This is a genomic window from Streptomyces sp. NPDC020996 (genome assembly GCF_040641355.1).
Taxonomy (GTDB): Bacteria; Actinomycetota; Actinomycetes; order Streptomycetales; family Streptomycetaceae; genus Streptomyces.
Window position 1 is genome coordinate 33,767 of record NZ_JBFADM010000063.1, and the last position, 16,250, is coordinate 50,016.

The window sequence follows — 16,250 nt, forward strand, 5'->3', positions numbered from 1 at the left end:
GCCGGTCAGGCCGTCTGCGTCAGCGTTGACCAGAACATCGCCTCGTAGTTCTGGAGCAGGCGGCCGTAGGTGTACGCGCGGGACTCGTCGAGGGTCCCCTCGTCCAGGGCCGCCCGGACCGCCTCCGTCGCCGCGCGCTCCAGTTCCGGAGCGGGCCGGGCGAAGAAGTCGAAGAACGTGCAGGCCTCGTCCGTGAAGTCGTAGTGGTAGCGCAGGGATGCGGCGATCCGCGCGCAGTAGCCGCCCCAGGCGGAGAAGTTGGCGGTGAGCGCGAGGACCGCGTCGGCCGGTGCGGCGTTGAGCGCCAGCCAGGCGACGCAGGCCGGATACGCCTGGCAGCCCGGCAGCGGCCGGTACTCGCGGGCGCGGGTCTCGTCGACGCCGCAGGCCCGCGCGAACGCCGCCAGCCGCTGCTGCGCCAGCGCCTCTCCCTCGGCGAGCGTGGTGAAGAACGCGGCCGTCTCCGGCCGGTCCGCCGCGCGCCGCGCCAGGTGCAGGAAGGCCCGGCGGTCCGCCGGGATCACCCAGCCCTGTTCCAGGGCGAGCGCCGCGAGCGTCTCGCGCGGGGCGGCGCCTCGCTCGATGAGCGGGACGAGGGGGTTGGCCCGCGGGTCCGGGGCGAGTTGCGCGGTGGTCGTCTCCAGCAGTTCCGTGGCCGTCCGCGCCATCGCGTCCTCCGTGGGTCCGGGTGCGAGGTCTCCGGGGTGCCGAGCCCCCGCCTCGACGCCAAGCGTCCCGGACCCGCCGCGGTCCCGCGAGACACGTTCGGCCGAACGGCGTCCGGTCCCGACGTCCGCGGCAGCCCGGCGACCGGCCGCCGGACAGCCGATCGGCGCCGACCACCGCGCCGCTGCCGGCGCGGCGAACGCTGCCGCCCCGCACGGCCGAACCGGAGCCATCGCTACGAGCCCCGGCACATTCGTCGTCGAGTCCACCGCAGGGCCGCCACTCCCAGACGCGGCCCCGCAACCCGACCACACCCGCCGCCACCGGGCGGCGCGGCTCACGTGCCGCTGCCACTGCGGGTGGCCGGACCGGTCGCAACCGCTGCGAGCCCCCGCCACACCCGTCGTCGAGCCAACCGCAGGGCCGGTACCGCAGACGTGCCTGTGCCGCCACGGGCAGACGGATCGGCCGGGGTCGTGCGAGCCCCCGGCACGCCCGTCATCGAGCCGACCGCCAGCCGGCACCCCGGACGCGTCACCGCCACCGAGCGGCGCGGCTCACCGTGCCTCTGCCGCTGCGGGTGGCCGGACCGGCCGGAGACGCTGCGCCCCCCAGCACACTCGTCGTCGTGCCGCCGGCCAACCGCCGGGCCGGCACCCCCGGACGCGTCCCCGCCACCCGGCCGCGCCCATCGCCACCAGGCGGCGCGGCTCACCGCGCCCGCGCCGCCACGCGCGGCCGGATCGGCCGGGCCGCCCCGCCCCCGTCGTGCCGCCGTCCGGGCGCCGGGCCGGTGGGCCTGGCGCCCGGACGCGGGCGGCGCCTCCGGACGGGGCGGTTGCTCGGGATCGGGCGGGCGGCGGGTGCCGCCGGACCAGGTGCGCCGCGCTAGCGGATCGGCATCCCGGACAGGGTGCGGGCGATCACCAGGCGCTGGATCTCGCTCGTGCCTTCGAAGATGGTGTAGATCGCGGCGTCGCGGTGCATCCGCTCCACCGGGTACTCCCGGGTGTAGCCGTTGCCGCCGAGGATCTGGATCGCCTGCGCGGTGACCTTCTTGGCGGTCTCGCTCGCGAACAGCTTCGACATGGAGCCCTCGGCCGCCGTGAACGGCTTGCCGTTGATCGCCATCCAGGAGGCGCGCCAGACGAGCAGGCGGGCGGCGTCGATCTGGGTGCGCATGTCCGCGAGCTGGAAGGCGACGCCCTGGTTGTCGATGATCGGGCGGCCGAACTGCTCGCGGGTCCTGGCGTAGTCGAGGGCGACCTCGTAGGCGGCGCGCGCGGTGCCGACCGCCATCGCGCCGACGGCCGGGCGGGAGGCCTCGAAGGTGGCCATCGCCGCGTTCTTGACGCGCTCGCCGCCCGACTTCGCCCGCTCGCGGGCTCGGGCCAGCCGCTCGTCCAGCTTCTCCTTGCCGCCCAGCAGGCAGGAGCCGGGGACCCGGACGTCCTCCAGCACGACCTCGGCGGTGTGCGAGGCGCGGATGCCGTGCTTCTTGAACTTCTGCCCCTGCGACAGTCCCGGGGTGTTCGGCGGGACGATGAAGGAGGCGTGGCCCTTGGAGCCCAGCTCGGGGTCGACGACCGCGACGACGACGTGGACGTTGGCGATGCCGCCGTTGGTCGCCCAGGTCTTCGTGCCGTTGATCACCCACTCGTCCTTGGCCTCGTCGTAGACGGCGCGCGTGCGCATGGAGGCCACGTCGGAGCCGGCGTCGGGCTCGGAGGAGCAGAAGGCGGCGACCTTGACGTCGTTGACGTCGCCGTACATCTGCGGGATCCAGGTGCCGATCTGCTCCTCGGTCCCGTTGGCGAGGACGCCCACCGCGGCGAGGCCGGTGCCGACGATCGACAGGGCGATGCCGGCGTCGCCCCAGAACAGCTCCTCCATCGCCATCGGGATGCCGAGGCCGGTGGCGTCGAAGTACTGCTGGGCGTAGAAGTCCAGGGAGTAGATGCCGACCTTCGCGGCCTCCTGGATGACCGGCCAGGGAGTCTCCTCACGCTCGTCCCATTCGGCGGCCGCGGGCCGGATGACGTCGGCGGCGAAGCCGTGCAGCCAGTCTCGGACCTCCTTCTGTTCGTCGTTGAGCTCCATGGTGAACTCGGCCATGTCCCCTCCAGCGGCGGTGCAATGTGTTACTAGCGGTAACAGGAGTCTGTTACCGGTCGGTAGGAAAAGTCAACTCCCGATGACCGGTCGGCAGCCCGTTCGATGCGGAGGGCGGCTTGGGTGTTAGTTTGCGCTGGCGTCACCGAATCAGCACGGGTGGGGAGAGCTCATGGACACCACGCAGCGGACCGATCAGCAGCGGTCCGCCGACCGCCGCCGGCGCGAGTTGCTGGAGGCCGCCGACAGAGTGGTGCTGCGCGACGGGCCGCAGGCCTCGATGAACGCCATCGCGGCGGAGGCCGGCATCACCAAACCGATCCTGTACCGGCACTTCGGTGACAAGGGCGGACTTTACGCGGCGTTGGCCAAGCGGCACACGGACGCCCTCCTCGCCTCGCTGCGGGCCGCGCTGGACGCCCCGGCGGACCGCAGGGAACGCGTGGAGGCCACCCTGGACACGTACCTGGCGGCGATCGAGGCACGGCCGCAGGTCTACCGCTTCCTGATGCATCCGGCGGAGGGCGGCCATCCCGGCGACCCCGGCTTCGACGTGGGCAAGCACTCCGCGCCGCTGCTGCGCAGGATGGGCGAGGAACTGGCGCAGGTCATCGAGGAACGGCTGGACCTCGGACCGGGCACCCAGCAGCTGGCGCGGGTGTGGGGACACGGGATCGTCGGGATGATGCACGCGGCGGGCGACTGGTGGCTCGGCGAACGGCCCTGCTCGCGCGCGGAGTTGGTGCGGAGCCTGGCCGACCTGCTGTGGGGCAGGCTGGCGGCGGCCGGCGACCGGGTGGGCGGTCCGGGTTTCTAAGTCCCGGTCTCCAGGTCCCGGTTTCCAGGTCCCGGTTTCCGGCTCCCCGGATTCCAGCTCCCCGGTTTCCAGGTCCCGGTCACTCCCCGTCCGACGCGGCGCCGCCCCGGCTCCAGGACGCCTTCGCCACCTGCCTGCGCAGCCTGCGGCCGCGCCACCCCGTGAGGTGATCCGCGTACACCCGGCCCCGGAGGTGGTCGCACTCGTGCTGCAGGCACCGCGCGAAGAACCCCGTTCCGTGCACGGTGACGGGCTCCCCGGTCATCGTGAAGCCCTCGACCACGGCATGGTCGTAGCGTGGTGTGCCGGCCTCCAGTCCGGGCAGGGACAGGCAGCCCTCCGGGCCCCGCACGACCACCCCGTCGGCCTCCACGAGCCGGGGGTTGACCACGTGTCCGAGGTGCCGCACGTCCTCGTCGTCCGGGCAGTCGTAGACGAACACCCGCACCGGCTCCCCCACCTGGTTCGCCGCCAGCCCCACGCCGCGCGCCGCGTACATCGTCGCGAACAAGTCCTCCACCAGGGCCGCCAGTTCGTCGCCGAAGTCCGTGACCTCCGCGCAGGGCGCGTGCAGCACCGGGTCGCCGAACAAGGTGAGGGGCCGGACGCGTCCGCGTGTGCCCGGAATGGAGCCGTTTCGCATGGCCGCTAGGGTACGGCGATTCGGGAGTGCGAATGGATCTCGAATAGGCTGACCACCACCACGTTGCCGTCAGGCAGAAGCGCGGCGCGTACGCAAGGAGGATCGAGAACTGATGGCAGGCAACTCGGACCCGCTCACGCCGCGGGCCAAGATCGCCGTCACCGCCGGCAAGGCGGTCGCGGCGGCATCGCGCGCCGCAGGGCGCGGCAGCGGTTCGGTGATCGGCGGCCGGGTGGCGCTCAAGCTCGACCCCGACCTCCTCGCCCGGCTGGCCCAGAACCTCGACGTCGTACTGGTCTCGGCCACCAACGGCAAGACCACGACCACGAGGCTGATCGCCGAGGCGCTGCGGGCCGCGGGCCCGGTGGTCTCCAACGCGCTCGGCGCCAACATGCCCGCCGGCATCACCTCGGCGCTGGCCGGCGGCTCGGACGCGCGCTACGGCGTCATCGAGGTCGACGAGAAGTACCTCGCGGGCGTGGCCCGGGACACCGCCCCCAAGTGCATCGCCCTGCTCAACCTCTCCCGCGACCAGCTCGACCGCGCCGCGGAGACCCGCATGCTCGCCGAGAACTGGCGCGAGGGGCTCGCCGGGTCCAAGGCGGTGATCGTCGCCAACGCCGACGACCCGCTGGTCGTGTGGGCCGCGTCCTCCTCCCCCAACGTGGTCTGGGTCGCCGCCGGGCAGATGTGGAAGGACGACGCCTGGTCCTGCCCGTCCTGCGGCGGCGTGATGCAGCGGCCCGGCGACGACTGGTTCTGCGGCGAGTGCGGCTTCCGGCGGCCCACGCCGAGCTGGGCGCTGTCCGGCGACCACGTCCTCGACCCGCACGGCTCGGCCTGGCCGATCCACCTGCAGCTGCCGGGCCGCGCCAACAAGGCCAACGCCGCCTCCTCCGCGGCCGTCGCCGCCGTCTTCGGAGTGCCGCCGCAGGTGGCGCTGGAGCGGATGTACCAGGTGCAGGCGGTGGCCGGGCGCTACGACGTCGTCCAGTTCCAGGGCCGCGACCTCCGGCTGCTGCTGGCGAAGAACCCGGCCGGCTGGCTGGAGACGTTCAGCCTGATCGATCCGCCGCCCACCCCGGTGATCCTCTCCGTGAACGCGCGCGGCGCCGACGGCACCGACACCTCCTGGCTGTGGGACGTCGACTACACGCGCCTGACCGGCCACCCGATCTGCGTCATCGGTGACCGGAAGCTGGACCTCGCGGTGCGGCTGGAGGTCGCCGACCAGCAGTTCCAGGTGTGCGACAACCTCGACCAGGCGGTGCAGGCCTGCCCGCCGGGCAGGATCGAGGTCATCGCCAACTACACCGCCTTCCAGGACCTGCGCCGCCGCGTCGGCAACTGAGCACGAGACGTCAGGGGACTTTTGTGAGCGACAACCAGCTGCGGATCGTCTGGATCTACCCGGACCTGCTCAGCACGTACGGCGACCAGGGCAACGTGCTGGTCGTGGAGCGCCGGGCCCGGCAGCGCGGCCTCGACGTGGCCCGGCTCGACGTGCGCAGCGACCAGCCGATCCCGACCTCCGGGGACATCTACCTGATCGGCGGCGGCGAGGACCGTCCGCAGCGGCTCGCGGCCGAGCGGCTGCGCCGCGACGGCGGTCTGCACCGGGCCGTCGGCAACGGCGCGATCGTCTTCTCGGTGTGCGCCGGCTACCAGATCCTCGGCCACGAGTTCATCAACGACCTCGGCCAGCGCGAGCCCGGACTGGGCCTGCTGGACGTGGTGTCCGTGCGCGGCGAGGGCGCGCGGTGCGTGGGTGACGTGCTCGCCGACATCGACCCGCGGCTTGGCCTGCCCCCGCTGACCGGCTTCGAGAACCACCAGGGCGTCACGCATCTGGGCCCGACCGCCCGCCCCCTGGCCAAGACGCGCCTGGGCAACGGCAACGGCACGGGCGACGGCACGGAGGGCGCGTACAACGAGACCGTCTTCGGCACGTACATGCACGGTCCGGTGCTCGCACGCAACCCGCTGATCGCGGACCTGCTGCTGAAGCTGGCGCTCGACGTGAACGCGCTGCCGCCGGCGGACGACCGGTGGTACGAGGCGCTTCGCAACGAGCGCATCGCGGCCGCGCAGCAGCCTGCGTGAGTGCAGTAGCGCAGCGGTCCGGCAACCCGCCCGACACCTGCGCTCAAGCTCTCCTTCACCAGCCCGTCCGAGGGCCCGTACGCACAGGTGAGCGGGCCCGTCTGACGGCCCGAACGCACAGGTGAGCGGGGTCGTCCAGCAGGCGGACGCACGGTGCTGCCCCGCCCCCGAATGCCGCTAGGGTGGCGGGGATCGAGCCGGACGACGCGGTCCGGCCCCGGCCCACGTTGAGAAGGTTTTCGGGCGATGCGCATTGGTGTCCTCACGTCCGGCGGCGACTGCCCCGGCCTGAACGCCGTCATCCGGTCCGTCGTGCACCGCGCCGTCGTCGACCACGGCGACGAGGTCATCGGCTTCCGGGACGGCTGGAAGGGCCTCCTGGAGTGCGACTACCTCAAGCTCGACCTCGACGCGGTGAGCGGCATCCTGGCTCGCGGCGGCACGATCCTCGGCTCCTCCCGGGTCCAGCCCTCGCACCTGCGTGACGGCGTCGAGCGGGCCAGGAGCCACGTCGAGGAACTCGGTCTGGACGCGATCATCCCGATCGGCGGCGAGGGCACGCTGAAGGCGGCCCGTCTGATGTCGGACGGCGGGCTGCCCGTGGTGGGCGTGCCGAAGACCATCGACAACGACATCGCTGTCACCGACGTCACCTTCGGCTTCGACACGGCCGTCGGCGTGGCGACGGAGGCGCTGGACCGGCTGAAGACCACCGCGGAGTCCCACCAGCGGGTGCTCGTCGTGGAGGTCATGGGCCGTCACACCGGCTGGATCGCGCTGCACTCCGGCATGGCGGCCGGCGCGCACGCCGTCGTCGTCCCCGAGCGGCCCTTCGACATCGAGGAGCTGGCCGCGCGGGTGGGTGAACGGTTCGACCAGGGCAAGCGGTTCGCCATCGTCGTCGCCGCGGAGGGCGCCAAGCCGCGCCCGGGAACCATGGACTTCGACGAGGGCGGCACGGACGTCTACGGCCACGAGCGCTTCGCCGGCATCGCCCGCCAGCTGTCCGTCGAACTGGAGGAGCGGCTCGGCAAGGAGGCCCGGCCGGTGATCCTCGGGCACGTGCAGCGCGGCGGCACCCCGACGGCGTACGACCGCGTGCTGGCCACCCGTTTCGGGTGGCACGCCGTGGAGGCGGTGCACCGCGGGCAGTTCGGCATGATGACGGCGCTGCGCGGCACCGACATCGTGATGGTGTCGCTGGCGGAGGCCGTGGAGACGCTGAAGACGGTTCCCGCGGAGCGCTACGACGAGGCGGAGTGCGTGCTCTGACTCCGCGGAGCGTTGTCCCGCCCCCGGTCGCAGCCGTGACCGGGGGCGGTTCTACTCTGGTGCGGACAGAGCCGCACAACCCCCACGAATCAGGAGCCGGCCGATGGATCACAGCGGTCACGGCACGACCATGGACCTGCCGCCGTTCACCCTGGGACGGGGGCTGGAGTGGTCCGCGGACCCCTTCTTCCTCGTCGCCTGCCTGCTCGCGCTGGCGCTGTACGGATGGGGGGTCGTGCGGCTGGTCCGGCGCGGTGACAAGTGGCCGGTGGGGCGGACGGTGGCGTTCGTCACCGGCGTGCTGACGATCATGCTCGTGATGTGCACCAGGCTGAACGACTACGGGATGGTCATGTTCAGCGTGCACATGGTGCAGCACATGGTGATCAGCATGCTCTCGCCGATCCTGATACTGCTCGGCGCCCCCGTGACGCTCGCGCTGCGCGCGCTGCCGACGGCGCCCCGGGGCCGCAAGGGGCCCCGCGAGCTGCTGCTGATGCTGCTGCACAGCCACTACATGCGCTTCATCACGCACCCCCTGTTCACCATCCCGATGTTCATCGCGAGCCTGTACGCGCTGTACTTCACCCCGCTGTTCGACTTCCTGATGGGCTCCAAGACCGGGCACATCGCGATGATGGTGCACTTCCTCGCCGTCGGCGTCGTGTTCTTCTGGCCGATCATGGGCGTCGACCCGGGACCGAACAGGCCCGGCTACCTGATCCGGATGCTGGAGCTGTTCGCCGGCATGCCGTTCCACGCCTTCTTCGGGATCGCGCTGATGATGGCGTCCACGACCATGGTGGAGACGTTCAAGAACCCGCCCGCCTCCCTCGGCATCGACGCGCTGTCCGACCAGAGCGCGGCCGGCGGCATCGCCTGGGCGTTCAGTGAGGTCCCGTCCGTGCTGGTGCTGCTGGCCCTGCTGTTCCAGTGGTACGGCTCCGAGCAGCGGCAGGCCAGGCGCAAGGACCGGGCCGCCGACCGCGACGGGGACAAGGAGCTCGAGGCGTACAACGCCTACCTGGCCTCGCTGGACGCGCGCGGGCGCTGACGGTCCGCGCCCCGGCGTGATGAGCCACCGGCGTGATGAGCCACCGGCCGGGCTGAGCCCGCTGCGTGGTGCGCCCGCTGCGTGAAAAGCGCGCAGGGGCGCGTGCGCCGGGGCGCGAGTTTCGCACAGGGGCGTCGTCCGGGGGCAGAACCGGGGCACCATGGAGGGAAGCGGACCATGAGGAGGGTGTCGCGATGCCCGGTTCCCCGGACGGTTCCACGAAGACGATGGGGGTGGTCACCGTCGGCGGGCTCGTCGCGGTGACGGCCTACACGGTGGCGCTCGGCAGCAACGGCTGGCTGTGGTTCGGCTGGGTCGTGCTGGGCCTGATCACTCTCGGCATGGTCGTCACCCGCAGCACCTGAGCCTCACTCCCGGGCGAGCCGCCCGGCCGAGTGCACGCCCGGCTGGTACTTGGGCAGCCGGGCGCTGATCTTCATGCCGGCGCCCGGCGCGGTCTCGATCACGAGGCCGTGGTCGTCGCCGTAGACCTGACGGAGCCGGTCGTCGACGTTGGACAGGCCGATGCCGCCGGACGGGCTGACCTCGCCCGCGAGGATGCGGCGCAGCAGTCCGGGGTCCATGCCCGCGCCGTCGTCCTCGATCACCACCAGCGCCTCGGCGCCGGCGTCCTGCGCGGTGATCTGGATGTGGCACTTGCCGGTGGACGCCGTCTTGCCCTCCAGGCCGTGCTTGACCGCGTTCTCGACGAGCGGCTGCAGGCACAGGAAGGGCAGGGTGACCGGCAGCACCTCGGGCGCGATCTGCAGGGTGACGGAGAGGCGGTCGCCGAAGCGGGCCCGGACCAGCGCCAGGTAGTGGTCGATGGCGTGGAGTTCGTCGGCGAGGGTGGTGAAGTCGCCGTGCCGGCGGAACGAGTAGCGGGTGAAGTCGGCGAACTCCAGCAGCAGCTCGCGGGCGCGCTCGGGGTCGGTGCGGACGAACGAGGCGATCACCGCGAGCGAGTTGAAGATGAAGTGCGGGGAGATCTGGGCCCGCAGCGCCTTGATCTCGGCCTCGATGAGCCGGGTGCGCGACTGGTCGAGGTCGGCGAGTTCGAGCTGGACGGAGACCCAGCGGGCGACCTCGCCGGCCGCGCGCACCAGCACCGCGGACTCGCGGGGCGCGCAGGCGACGAGCGTGCCGTGGACCCGGTCGTCGACGGTGAGCGGGGCGACGACGGCCCAGCGCACCGGGCAGTCGGGCGCGTCGCAGGTCAGCGGGAAGGCCTCGCCGCGGCCGGTCTCCAGGGGGCCGGCGAGCCGTTCCATGACCTCGGAGCGGTGATGGGCGCCCACGCCGTCCCAGACCAGGACCTCCTTCTCGTCCGTCAGGCACAGCGCGTCCGTGCCGAGCAGCGAGCGCAGTCGGCGGGCCGACCTGCGCGCGGTCTCCTCCGTCAGGCCCGCCCGCAGCGGGGGCGCGGCGAGGGACGCGGTGTGCAGGGTCTCGAAGGTGGCGTGCTCGACGGGCGTGCCGAGCTCGCCGAGGTTCCGCGGGCTCGCGGTGCGCCGCCCGAGCCAGAACCCGGCCGCCAGCAGCGGCAGCGCGGCCACGCACAGGCCGGCGAGGAAACCGCTCACGCCTTCGCCTCCGTCCTCAGCTCCTCCGGCAGGTGGAACCGGGCCAGGATCGCCTGGGTGCCCGGCGGCACCCGCCCCGGGGTGGCCAGGGACACCAGCACCATGGTCAGGAAGCCGAACGGCACCGACCACAGCGCGGGCCAGGCGAGCAGGGCGTGCAGCGGCCCCGAGCCCGGGAAGCCCGCCATGGTCGCGGTCACGGCCAGGAACGCCGAGCCGCCCCCGACGATCATCCCGGCGGCCGCGCCCGGCGGGGTCAGCCGCCGCCACCAGATGCCGAGGACGAGCAGCGGGCAGAAGGACGACGCCGACACGGCGAACGCGAGCCCGACCGCGTCCGCGACCGGCAGCCCGCCCACGATGACGCTCGCGGCGAGCGGTACGGCCATGGCGAGCACCGTCCCGAGCCGGAAGTGCCGCACGCCGCGCGAGGGCAGCACGTCCTGGGTGAGCACGCCCGCGACGGCCATGGTCAGCCCGGACGCCGTGGACAGGAACGCCGCGAACGCCCCGCCCGCGACCAGCGCCCCGAGCAGGTCGCCGCCCAGGCCGCCGATCATGCGGTCGGGCAGCAGCAGCACGGCGGCGTCCGCGTTGCCGGTGATCGTGAGTTCGGGGGCGTAGAGGCGGCCGAGTGCGCCGTAGACCGGGGGCAGGAGGTAGAAGGCGCCGGTCAGGCCGAGCACGGCCACGGTGGTGCGGCGGGCGGCGACGCCGTGCGGGCTGGTGTAGAAGCGGACGACGACGTGCGGCAGGCCCATGGTGCCGAGGAACGTGGCGAGGATCAGTCCGTACGTGGCGTACAGCGGGCGTTCCTCGCGGCTCGCGGTCAGCGAGGTGGACATGCCGCCGTCGCTGCCGCGGGCGGCGGCCGGGACCCGTGCGCCCTCGGCGAAGGTCAGCCGGGTGCCCTGGGCGATGCGGTGGGTGCCGGCGGGCAGCCGCACCGGCCGGCCGTCGTGCGGGCGGCCGTCGACGGTGCCGCTCACGGTGACGGTCAGCGGCCGGTCCAGCTTCAGGTCGAGGGCGGTGTCGACGGTGACCACGCGCTGCTCGCGGAAGGACGGCGGTTCCCCGAAGACGTGCCGGGGCGCCCCGTCGCCCTGCCAGGCGAGGACCAGGAAGAGGGCGGGGACGAGCAGTGCGGTGAGCTTCAGCCAGTACTGGAAGGCCTGTACGAAGGTGATGCTGCGCATGCCGCCGGCGGCGACGGTGGCGACCACCACGACGGCGACGATGATCCCGCCGAGCGGGTCGGGCGCGCCGGTCAGCACCGCCAGGGTCAGTCCGGCGCCCTGGAGCTGGGGCAGCAGGTAGAGCCAGCCGGCGCCGACGACGAAGGCGCCGGCGAGCCGCCGCACGGTCTGCGAGGCGAGGCGGGCCTCGGCGAAGTCGGGCAGGGTGTAGGCGCCGGAGCGGCGCAGCGGGGCGGCGACGAAGAGCAGCAGCACGAGGTACCCGGCCGTGTAGCCGACCGGGTACCAGAGCATGTCCGGTCCCTGTACCAGCACGAGGCCTGCGATGCCGAGGAAGGAGGCCGCGGAGAGGTACTCGCCGCTGATGGCGGCCGCGTTGAGGCGGGGGCCGACGGTCCGGGAGGCGACGTAGAAGTCGGAGGTGGTGCGGGAGATGCGCAGGCCGAACGCGCCGACGAGGACGGTCGCCACGACGACGAGGGCGACGGCGGGGACGGCGTAGCTGGAGTTCATCGGCGGTTCTTCATCGGTCGCTCGGTCCCGTCGGTCGCTCGGTGGCAGGCGCCGCTCGGTGGCGTCGGCCGCTCTGCCTCATCGCATCGGTCGCACTGCTTCATCGGTCGCTCGGTCTCGTCGGTCGCTCGGTGTGGTCGGTCGCTCGGTGTGGTCGGTCGCTCGGTGTGGTCGGTCGCTCGGTGTGGTCGGTCTCGTCGGCCGCTGCGCTTCACCGGTCCTCGACCAGTCGTACGAGGTCCCGTTCGTTGCGTTCGGCGCGGCGGACGTACCAGCGGGCCAGCAGGACCAGCGGGGCGTACAGGCAGAAGCCGAGGACGGCCCACTCGAGGCGGTGGGCGTAGGGCATGGCGGAGAACACCAGCGGCAGCGGTCCGACGAGCAGCACGAGCACCGCGAAGACGCCGAGGGCGGCCCGCAACTGGGTGCGCATCAGCGAGCGGACGTAGGTGTGGCCGAGGGTGGTCTGCTCGTCGATCTCGGTGCGCGGCCGGTAGTAGCCGGAGGTGTGCGGGTACCGCCCCCGCGAGCGGAGCCGGGCGTGGGGGAGAACGCGCCGGTGCGGGCCGGTGACGACGACGCGGCGCTCGGCGGGGTCCTGCGGCACGATCACGTCCTCCTCATCAGCAGGTCCCGCAGTTCGCGCGCGTGGCGGCGGCTGACCTGCAGCTCCTCGCCGCCGACCAGCACGCTCACGGTGCCCGCGTCCAGCCGGAGCTCGCCGATGTGGTGCAGCGCGACCAGGTGGCGGCGGTGGATGCGGACGAAGCCGCGGGCGCGCCAGCGCTCCTCCAGGGTGGACAGCGGTATGCGGAGCAGGTGGCTGCCCTTGTCGGTGTGCAGGCGGGCGTAGTCGCCCTGGGCCTCGACGTGGGTGATGTCGTCGACGGCGACGAACCGGGTGACGCCGCCGAGCTCGACGGGCAGCTGGTCGGGGTCGGGCTCGTGCACGGGGATGCGCGGGGCGGCGTTGCCGATCTCGGCGGCCCGGCGCACCGCCTCGGCGAGGCGCTCCTTGCGGACGGGCTTGAGCACGTAGTCGACGGCCTTGAGGTCGAAGGCCTGGACGGCGAAGTCCTCGTGGGCGGTGACGAACACGACGAGCGGCGGCTCGGCGAACCCGCTCAGCAGCCGGGCGAGGTCGAGTCCGTCGAGGCCCGGCATGTGGATGTCGAGGAAGACGACGTCGATGGCCTCGGCCCCGCCCGGCCCCGACTCCAGGGCCCGGTTGATGCGGCGCAGCGCCTCGGTCGCGTCGCCGGCGCCCTCCGCGCTGCTGATGCGGGGGTCGGCGTTGAGCAGATAGAGCAGCTCCTCCAGTGAGGGGCGTTCGTCGTCGACGGCGAGGGCGCGCAGCATGAACCCGGAGTGTAGGAGCAATCCGCGCGCCTGGACATGTGCCGGGAGCGGCCGTTCACGCTGGGTACAGTGCCGCCATGAACAGCAGGCCCGCCCCGTTCGACGAGCTCGACCGGAAGATCGTCACCGCGCTGATGGCGAACGCCAGGACCAGCTTCGCCGAGATCGGGGCGGCCATCGGGCTGTCGTCGACGGCGGTGAAGCGGCGCGTGGACCGGCTGCGGGACACGGGGGTGATCACCGGGTTCACGGCCACGGTGCGGCCGTCGGCGCTGGGCTGGCGCACGGAGGCGTACGTCGAGGTGTACTGCGAGGGCGCCGCCCCGCCCCGGCGGCTGGCGGAGGTGGTCCGCAACCATCCGGAGATCACGGCCGCGATGACGGTGACCGGCGGCGCGGACGCGTTGCTGCACGTGCGGGCGCGGGACGTCGAGCACTTCGAGGAGGTGCTGGAACGGATCCGCCGGGAGCCGTTCATCCGCAAGACGATCAGCGTGATGGTGCTGTCGCATCTGCTGCCGGAGAGCCCCGAGGCGGGCGCCAGTCAGCCCGCGCCCGAATGAGTGCTCACGAATGGTGCTTCCGACTGTGTGCCGCCGACCGGGTGGCCTCGACCAAGTCCTCCGGATGAGCGAAAGTACCGGAAGTATGCGCAGCAGGCGTGCGCAATGAGCGGAAAGAACGCAGCATTCCTGCGCTGACGCGCAATATCCGTTTCTTGTCGGTCGTATCGGTCGCTTCCTACCGTGGTGTCAACCCAGCCCACACCCCAGGAAGCGGAGGAACCCCTCTGTGCCCGACTCCCGTGTGCCGCGCCGGCGGCGCTTCCTCGTCTGTGAACCCAGACACTTCGCCGTGCAGTACGCGATCAACCCCTGGATGCGGCCCGACGCACCCGTCGACGCCGACCTGGCCCAGGAACAGTGGCAGGAGCTGATCCGCGCCTACCGCCACCACGGTCACACCGTCGACGTACTGGAGCCGGCCCCCGGCCTGCCCGACATGGTCTTCGCCGCGAACTCGGCGGTCGTCGTCGACGGCCGCGTCTTCGGCTCCCTCTTCCACGCGCCCGAAAGGCGCCCTGAGTCCACGCACTACGACACGTGGTTCAAGTCGGCCGGCTTCGACGTGCACCGGCCCGAGTCCGTCTGCGAGGGCGAGGGCGACCTCGTCTGGACGGGCCGCTACGTCCTGGCCGGCACCGGATTCCGCACCACCCGCGAGGCCCACCGCGAGGTGCAGGAGTTCTTCGGCCACCCGGTGATCAGCCTGACGCTGGTGGACCCGCGCTTCTACCACCTGGACACCGCGTTGTTCGTCCTCGACGACGACAACATCGCGTACTACCCGGAGGCGTTCTCGGCCGGCAGCCGCGAGGTGCTCGCGCGGCTGTACCCGGACGCGGTGCTCGCCACCCGTGAGGACGCGATGGCGTTCGGTCTCAACTCCGTGTCCGACGGCCGCCACGTCTTCATCGCGCCCCAGGCGGAGGCCCTCGCCTCCGCCCTCGCCGACCGCGGCTACCTCCCCGTCCCCGTCGACCTGTCGGAGTTCCGCAAGGCAGGCGGCGGCATCAAGTGCTGCACTCAGGAGATCCGCTCATGACCGCTCCCGTCACCACGCGCACGTCCGCCGACCTCATCCGCGCCGAGGAGCCGGTCCTGGCCCACAACTACCACCCGCTGCCGGTGGTGGTCGCCCGGGCCGAGGGCACCTGGGTGGAGGACGTGGAGGGCCGCCGCTACCTGGACATGCTGGCCGGCTACTCCGCCCTCAACTTCGGCCACCGGCACCCGCTGCTGGTCGAGGCCGCACACCGCCAGCTGGACCGTCTCACCCTCACCTCGCGCGCCTTCCACAACGACCGCCTGGCCGAGTTCGCCGAGCGCCTGGCGGAGCTGACGGGCCAGGAGATGGTGCTGCCGATGAACACGGGCGCCGAGGCCGTGGAGTCCGGCATCAAGGTGGCCCGCAAGTGGGCCTACGAGGTCAAGGGCGTCCCCGCCGACCGGGCGACGATCGTGGTCGCGGCGGAGAACTTCCACGGCCGCACGACGACGATCGTCAGCTTCTCGACCGACGAGACGGCGCGCAAGGGCTTCGGCCCCTTCACCCCCGGCTTCCGCATCGTCCCCTACAACGACCTCGCGGCCCTGGAGGCGGCGGTCGACGAGACGACGGCCGCGGTGCTGCTGGAGCCCATCCAGGGCGAGGCCGGCGTGATCGTGCCGGACGACGGCTACCTGGCCGGCGTACGGGAGCTGACCCGCCGCGCGGGCTGTCTGTTCATCGCCGACGAGATCCAGTCGGGCCTGGGCCGCACCGGCCGCACCCTCGCGGTGGAGCACGAGTCGGTCGTCCCCGACATGCTGCTGCTGGGCAAGGCGCTGGGCGGCGGCATCGTGCCGGTGTCCGCGGTTCTCGCCCGGCGGGACGTGCTCGGCGTGCTGGGGCCGGGCGAGCACGGCTCTACGTTCGGCGGCAACCCGCTGGCCGCGGCCGTCGGCACGGCGGTGGTCGAGCTGCTGGAGACGGGCGAGTACCAGCGCCGGGCGGCCGAGCTGGGCGTCGTCCTGCGGGACGGCCTGGAGGCCCTCGTCGGCAAGGGCGTCACCGGCTTCCGCGCCCGGGGCCTGTGGGCGGGCGTCGACATCGACCCGGCGATCGGCACCGGCCGGGAGATCGGCGAGCGGCTGCTGGGTGAGGGAATCCTCGTCAAGGACACCCACGGCTCCACGATCCGGCTGGCGCCGCCGCTGACGATCACCGGCGAGGAGCTGGAGTCGGCGCTCGGAACGCTGGAGAAGGTGCTGACGCAGGGGGCCTGAACACCGGCCCCCTGGCCCGGCCGCGGGGGCCCCCCCCCCCCCCCCCCGCGGCGGCCCCCCGCCTGCCCCCCGGGCCCCCCACCCCAAGGGCCAAAAGCAAGCAC

General features: G+C 72.7%; 16 protein-coding genes. 9 read left to right on the forward strand and 7 right to left on the reverse strand.

Annotation, left to right across the window (positions count from 1 at the left end; genetic code table 11):
• Nucleotides 1-5: 5 nt before the first annotated feature.
• On the reverse strand, nt 6-668 hold the full coding sequence (locus AB0G63_RS31870; protein ID WP_360757394.1) for a transcriptional regulator: 663 nt from the start codon (nt 666-668) through the stop codon (nt 6-8).
• An 886-nt stretch (nt 669-1,554) separates the two neighbouring features.
• Nucleotides 1,555-2,781 (reverse strand): acyl-CoA dehydrogenase family protein, encoded by a 1,227-nt coding sequence (locus tag AB0G63_RS31875; RefSeq protein ID WP_360757397.1) that lies wholly within the window; start codon nt 2,779-2,781, stop codon nt 1,555-1,557.
• A 169-nt stretch (nt 2,782-2,950) separates the two neighbouring features.
• Here AB0G63_RS31875 and AB0G63_RS31880 point away from each other — a divergent pair, with 169 nt between their 5' ends.
• Nucleotides 2,951-3,595: a TetR family transcriptional regulator gene (locus AB0G63_RS31880; RefSeq protein ID WP_324784939.1), complete on the forward strand. Its 645-nt coding sequence runs from the start codon at nt 2,951-2,953 to the stop codon at nt 3,593-3,595.
• Between the two features lie 79 nt (nt 3,596-3,674).
• Here the strand turns inward: AB0G63_RS31880 and def are convergent, their stop codons facing one another.
• Nucleotides 3,675-4,238, reverse strand: a complete 564-nt coding sequence (gene def, locus AB0G63_RS31885) for a peptide deformylase (RefSeq protein ID WP_360757401.1) — start codon at nt 4,236-4,238, stop codon at nt 3,675-3,677.
• A 112-nt stretch (nt 4,239-4,350) separates the two neighbouring features.
• Here def and AB0G63_RS31890 point away from each other — a divergent pair, with 112 nt between their 5' ends.
• From AB0G63_RS31890 to AB0G63_RS31910, 5 genes are all read left to right on the forward strand, one after another.
• A complete protein-coding gene (locus AB0G63_RS31890; RefSeq protein ID WP_324784937.1) occupies nt 4,351-5,589 on the forward strand; it encodes a MurT ligase domain-containing protein in 1,239 nt (412 codons plus the stop codon).
• A 23-nt stretch (nt 5,590-5,612) separates the two neighbouring features.
• The gene (locus tag AB0G63_RS31895; protein ID WP_324784936.1) at nt 5,613-6,341 is read left to right on the forward strand and encodes a glutamine amidotransferase; all 729 of its coding nucleotides are present in this window, start codon (nt 5,613-5,615) and stop codon (nt 6,339-6,341) included.
• A gap of 246 nt (nt 6,342-6,587) precedes the next feature.
• Entirely contained in the window at nt 6,588-7,613 is a 1,026-nt protein-coding gene (locus AB0G63_RS31900) for a 6-phosphofructokinase (RefSeq protein ID WP_360757404.1), read from the forward strand.
• Nucleotides 7,614-7,716: 103 nt separating this feature from the next.
• Nucleotides 7,717-8,667: a cytochrome c oxidase assembly protein gene (locus tag AB0G63_RS31905; RefSeq protein ID WP_360757407.1), complete on the forward strand. Its 951-nt coding sequence runs from the start codon at nt 7,717-7,719 to the stop codon at nt 8,665-8,667.
• A 194-nt stretch (nt 8,668-8,861) separates the two neighbouring features.
• Nucleotides 8,862-9,032 carry a hypothetical protein gene (locus AB0G63_RS31910; RefSeq protein ID WP_360757409.1) on the forward strand — a complete coding sequence of 57 codons (171 nt, stop codon included), beginning with the start codon at nt 8,862-8,864 and terminating at the stop codon, nt 9,030-9,032.
• A gap of 3 nt (nt 9,033-9,035) precedes the next feature.
• Here the strand turns inward: AB0G63_RS31910 and AB0G63_RS31915 are convergent, their stop codons facing one another.
• The 4 genes from AB0G63_RS31915 to AB0G63_RS31930 form a co-directional block, all read right to left on the reverse strand.
• A complete protein-coding gene (locus tag AB0G63_RS31915) occupies nt 9,036-10,250 on the reverse strand; it encodes a histidine kinase (protein ID WP_360757412.1) in 1,215 nt (404 codons plus the stop codon).
• Complete coding sequence (locus tag AB0G63_RS31920) at nt 10,247-11,959, reverse strand: cation acetate symporter (protein ID WP_360757415.1); 1,713 nt, start codon at nt 11,957-11,959, stop codon at nt 10,247-10,249. Before AB0G63_RS31920 ends, AB0G63_RS31915 begins: the two co-directional genes overlap by 4 nt.
• Before the next feature lie 211 nt (nt 11,960-12,170).
• Nucleotides 12,171-12,566 carry a hypothetical protein gene (locus AB0G63_RS31925; RefSeq protein ID WP_360757427.1) on the reverse strand — a complete coding sequence of 132 codons (396 nt, stop codon included), beginning with the start codon at nt 12,564-12,566 and terminating at the stop codon, nt 12,171-12,173.
• Between the two features lie 2 nt (nt 12,567-12,568).
• Nucleotides 12,569-13,318, reverse strand: coding sequence for a response regulator transcription factor (locus AB0G63_RS31930; protein ID WP_360757417.1), 750 nt, complete (start codon nt 13,316-13,318; stop codon nt 12,569-12,571).
• 77 nt (nt 13,319-13,395) lie between these two features.
• Here AB0G63_RS31930 and AB0G63_RS31935 point away from each other — a divergent pair, with 77 nt between their 5' ends.
• The 3 genes from AB0G63_RS31935 to rocD all read left to right on the forward strand — a co-directional run bounded on the left by AB0G63_RS31935 (nt 13,396) and on the right by rocD (nt 16,146).
• Nucleotides 13,396-13,881 (forward strand): Lrp/AsnC family transcriptional regulator, encoded by a 486-nt coding sequence (locus AB0G63_RS31935; protein WP_324784928.1) that lies wholly within the window; start codon nt 13,396-13,398, stop codon nt 13,879-13,881.
• Between the two features lie 229 nt (nt 13,882-14,110).
• Nucleotides 14,111-14,923, forward strand: coding sequence for a dimethylargininase (gene ddaH, locus AB0G63_RS31940; protein ID WP_360757420.1), 813 nt, complete (start codon nt 14,111-14,113; stop codon nt 14,921-14,923).
• Nucleotides 14,920-16,146 carry an ornithine--oxo-acid transaminase gene (rocD, locus tag AB0G63_RS31945; protein WP_360757422.1) on the forward strand — a complete coding sequence of 409 codons (1,227 nt, stop codon included), beginning with the start codon at nt 14,920-14,922 and terminating at the stop codon, nt 16,144-16,146. The genes ddaH and rocD overlap by 4 nt, the downstream gene beginning before the upstream one ends.
• The last annotated feature ends 104 nt before the right edge of the window (nt 16,147-16,250 follow it).

Coding starts and splice junctions, on each gene's coding strand:
- AB0G63_RS31870 (WP_360757394.1), bottom strand. CDS start 668: ATGGCGCGGACGGCCACGGAACTGCTGGAGACGACCACCGCGCAACTC.
- AB0G63_RS31875 (WP_360757397.1), bottom strand. CDS start 2,781: ATGGCCGAGTTCACCATGGAGCTCAACGACGAACAGAAGGAGGTCCGA.
- AB0G63_RS31880 (WP_324784939.1), top strand. CDS start 2,951: ATGGACACCACGCAGCGGACCGATCAGCAGCGGTCCGCCGACCGCCGC.
- def (WP_360757401.1), bottom strand. CDS start 4,238: ATGCGAAACGGCTCCATTCCGGGCACACGCGGACGCGTCCGGCCCCTC.
- AB0G63_RS31890 (WP_324784937.1), top strand. CDS start 4,351: ATGGCAGGCAACTCGGACCCGCTCACGCCGCGGGCCAAGATCGCCGTC.
- AB0G63_RS31900 (WP_360757404.1), top strand. CDS start 6,588: ATGCGCATTGGTGTCCTCACGTCCGGCGGCGACTGCCCCGGCCTGAAC.
- AB0G63_RS31905 (WP_360757407.1), top strand. CDS start 7,717: ATGGATCACAGCGGTCACGGCACGACCATGGACCTGCCGCCGTTCACC.
- AB0G63_RS31910 (WP_360757409.1), top strand. CDS start 8,862: ATGCCCGGTTCCCCGGACGGTTCCACGAAGACGATGGGGGTGGTCACC.
- AB0G63_RS31920 (WP_360757415.1), bottom strand. CDS start 11,959: ATGAACTCCAGCTACGCCGTCCCCGCCGTCGCCCTCGTCGTCGTGGCG.
- AB0G63_RS31930 (WP_360757417.1), bottom strand. CDS start 13,318: ATGCTGCGCGCCCTCGCCGTCGACGACGAACGCCCCTCACTGGAGGAG.
- AB0G63_RS31935 (WP_324784928.1), top strand. CDS start 13,396: ATGAACAGCAGGCCCGCCCCGTTCGACGAGCTCGACCGGAAGATCGTC.
- rocD (WP_360757422.1), top strand. CDS start 14,920: ATGACCGCTCCCGTCACCACGCGCACGTCCGCCGACCTCATCCGCGCC.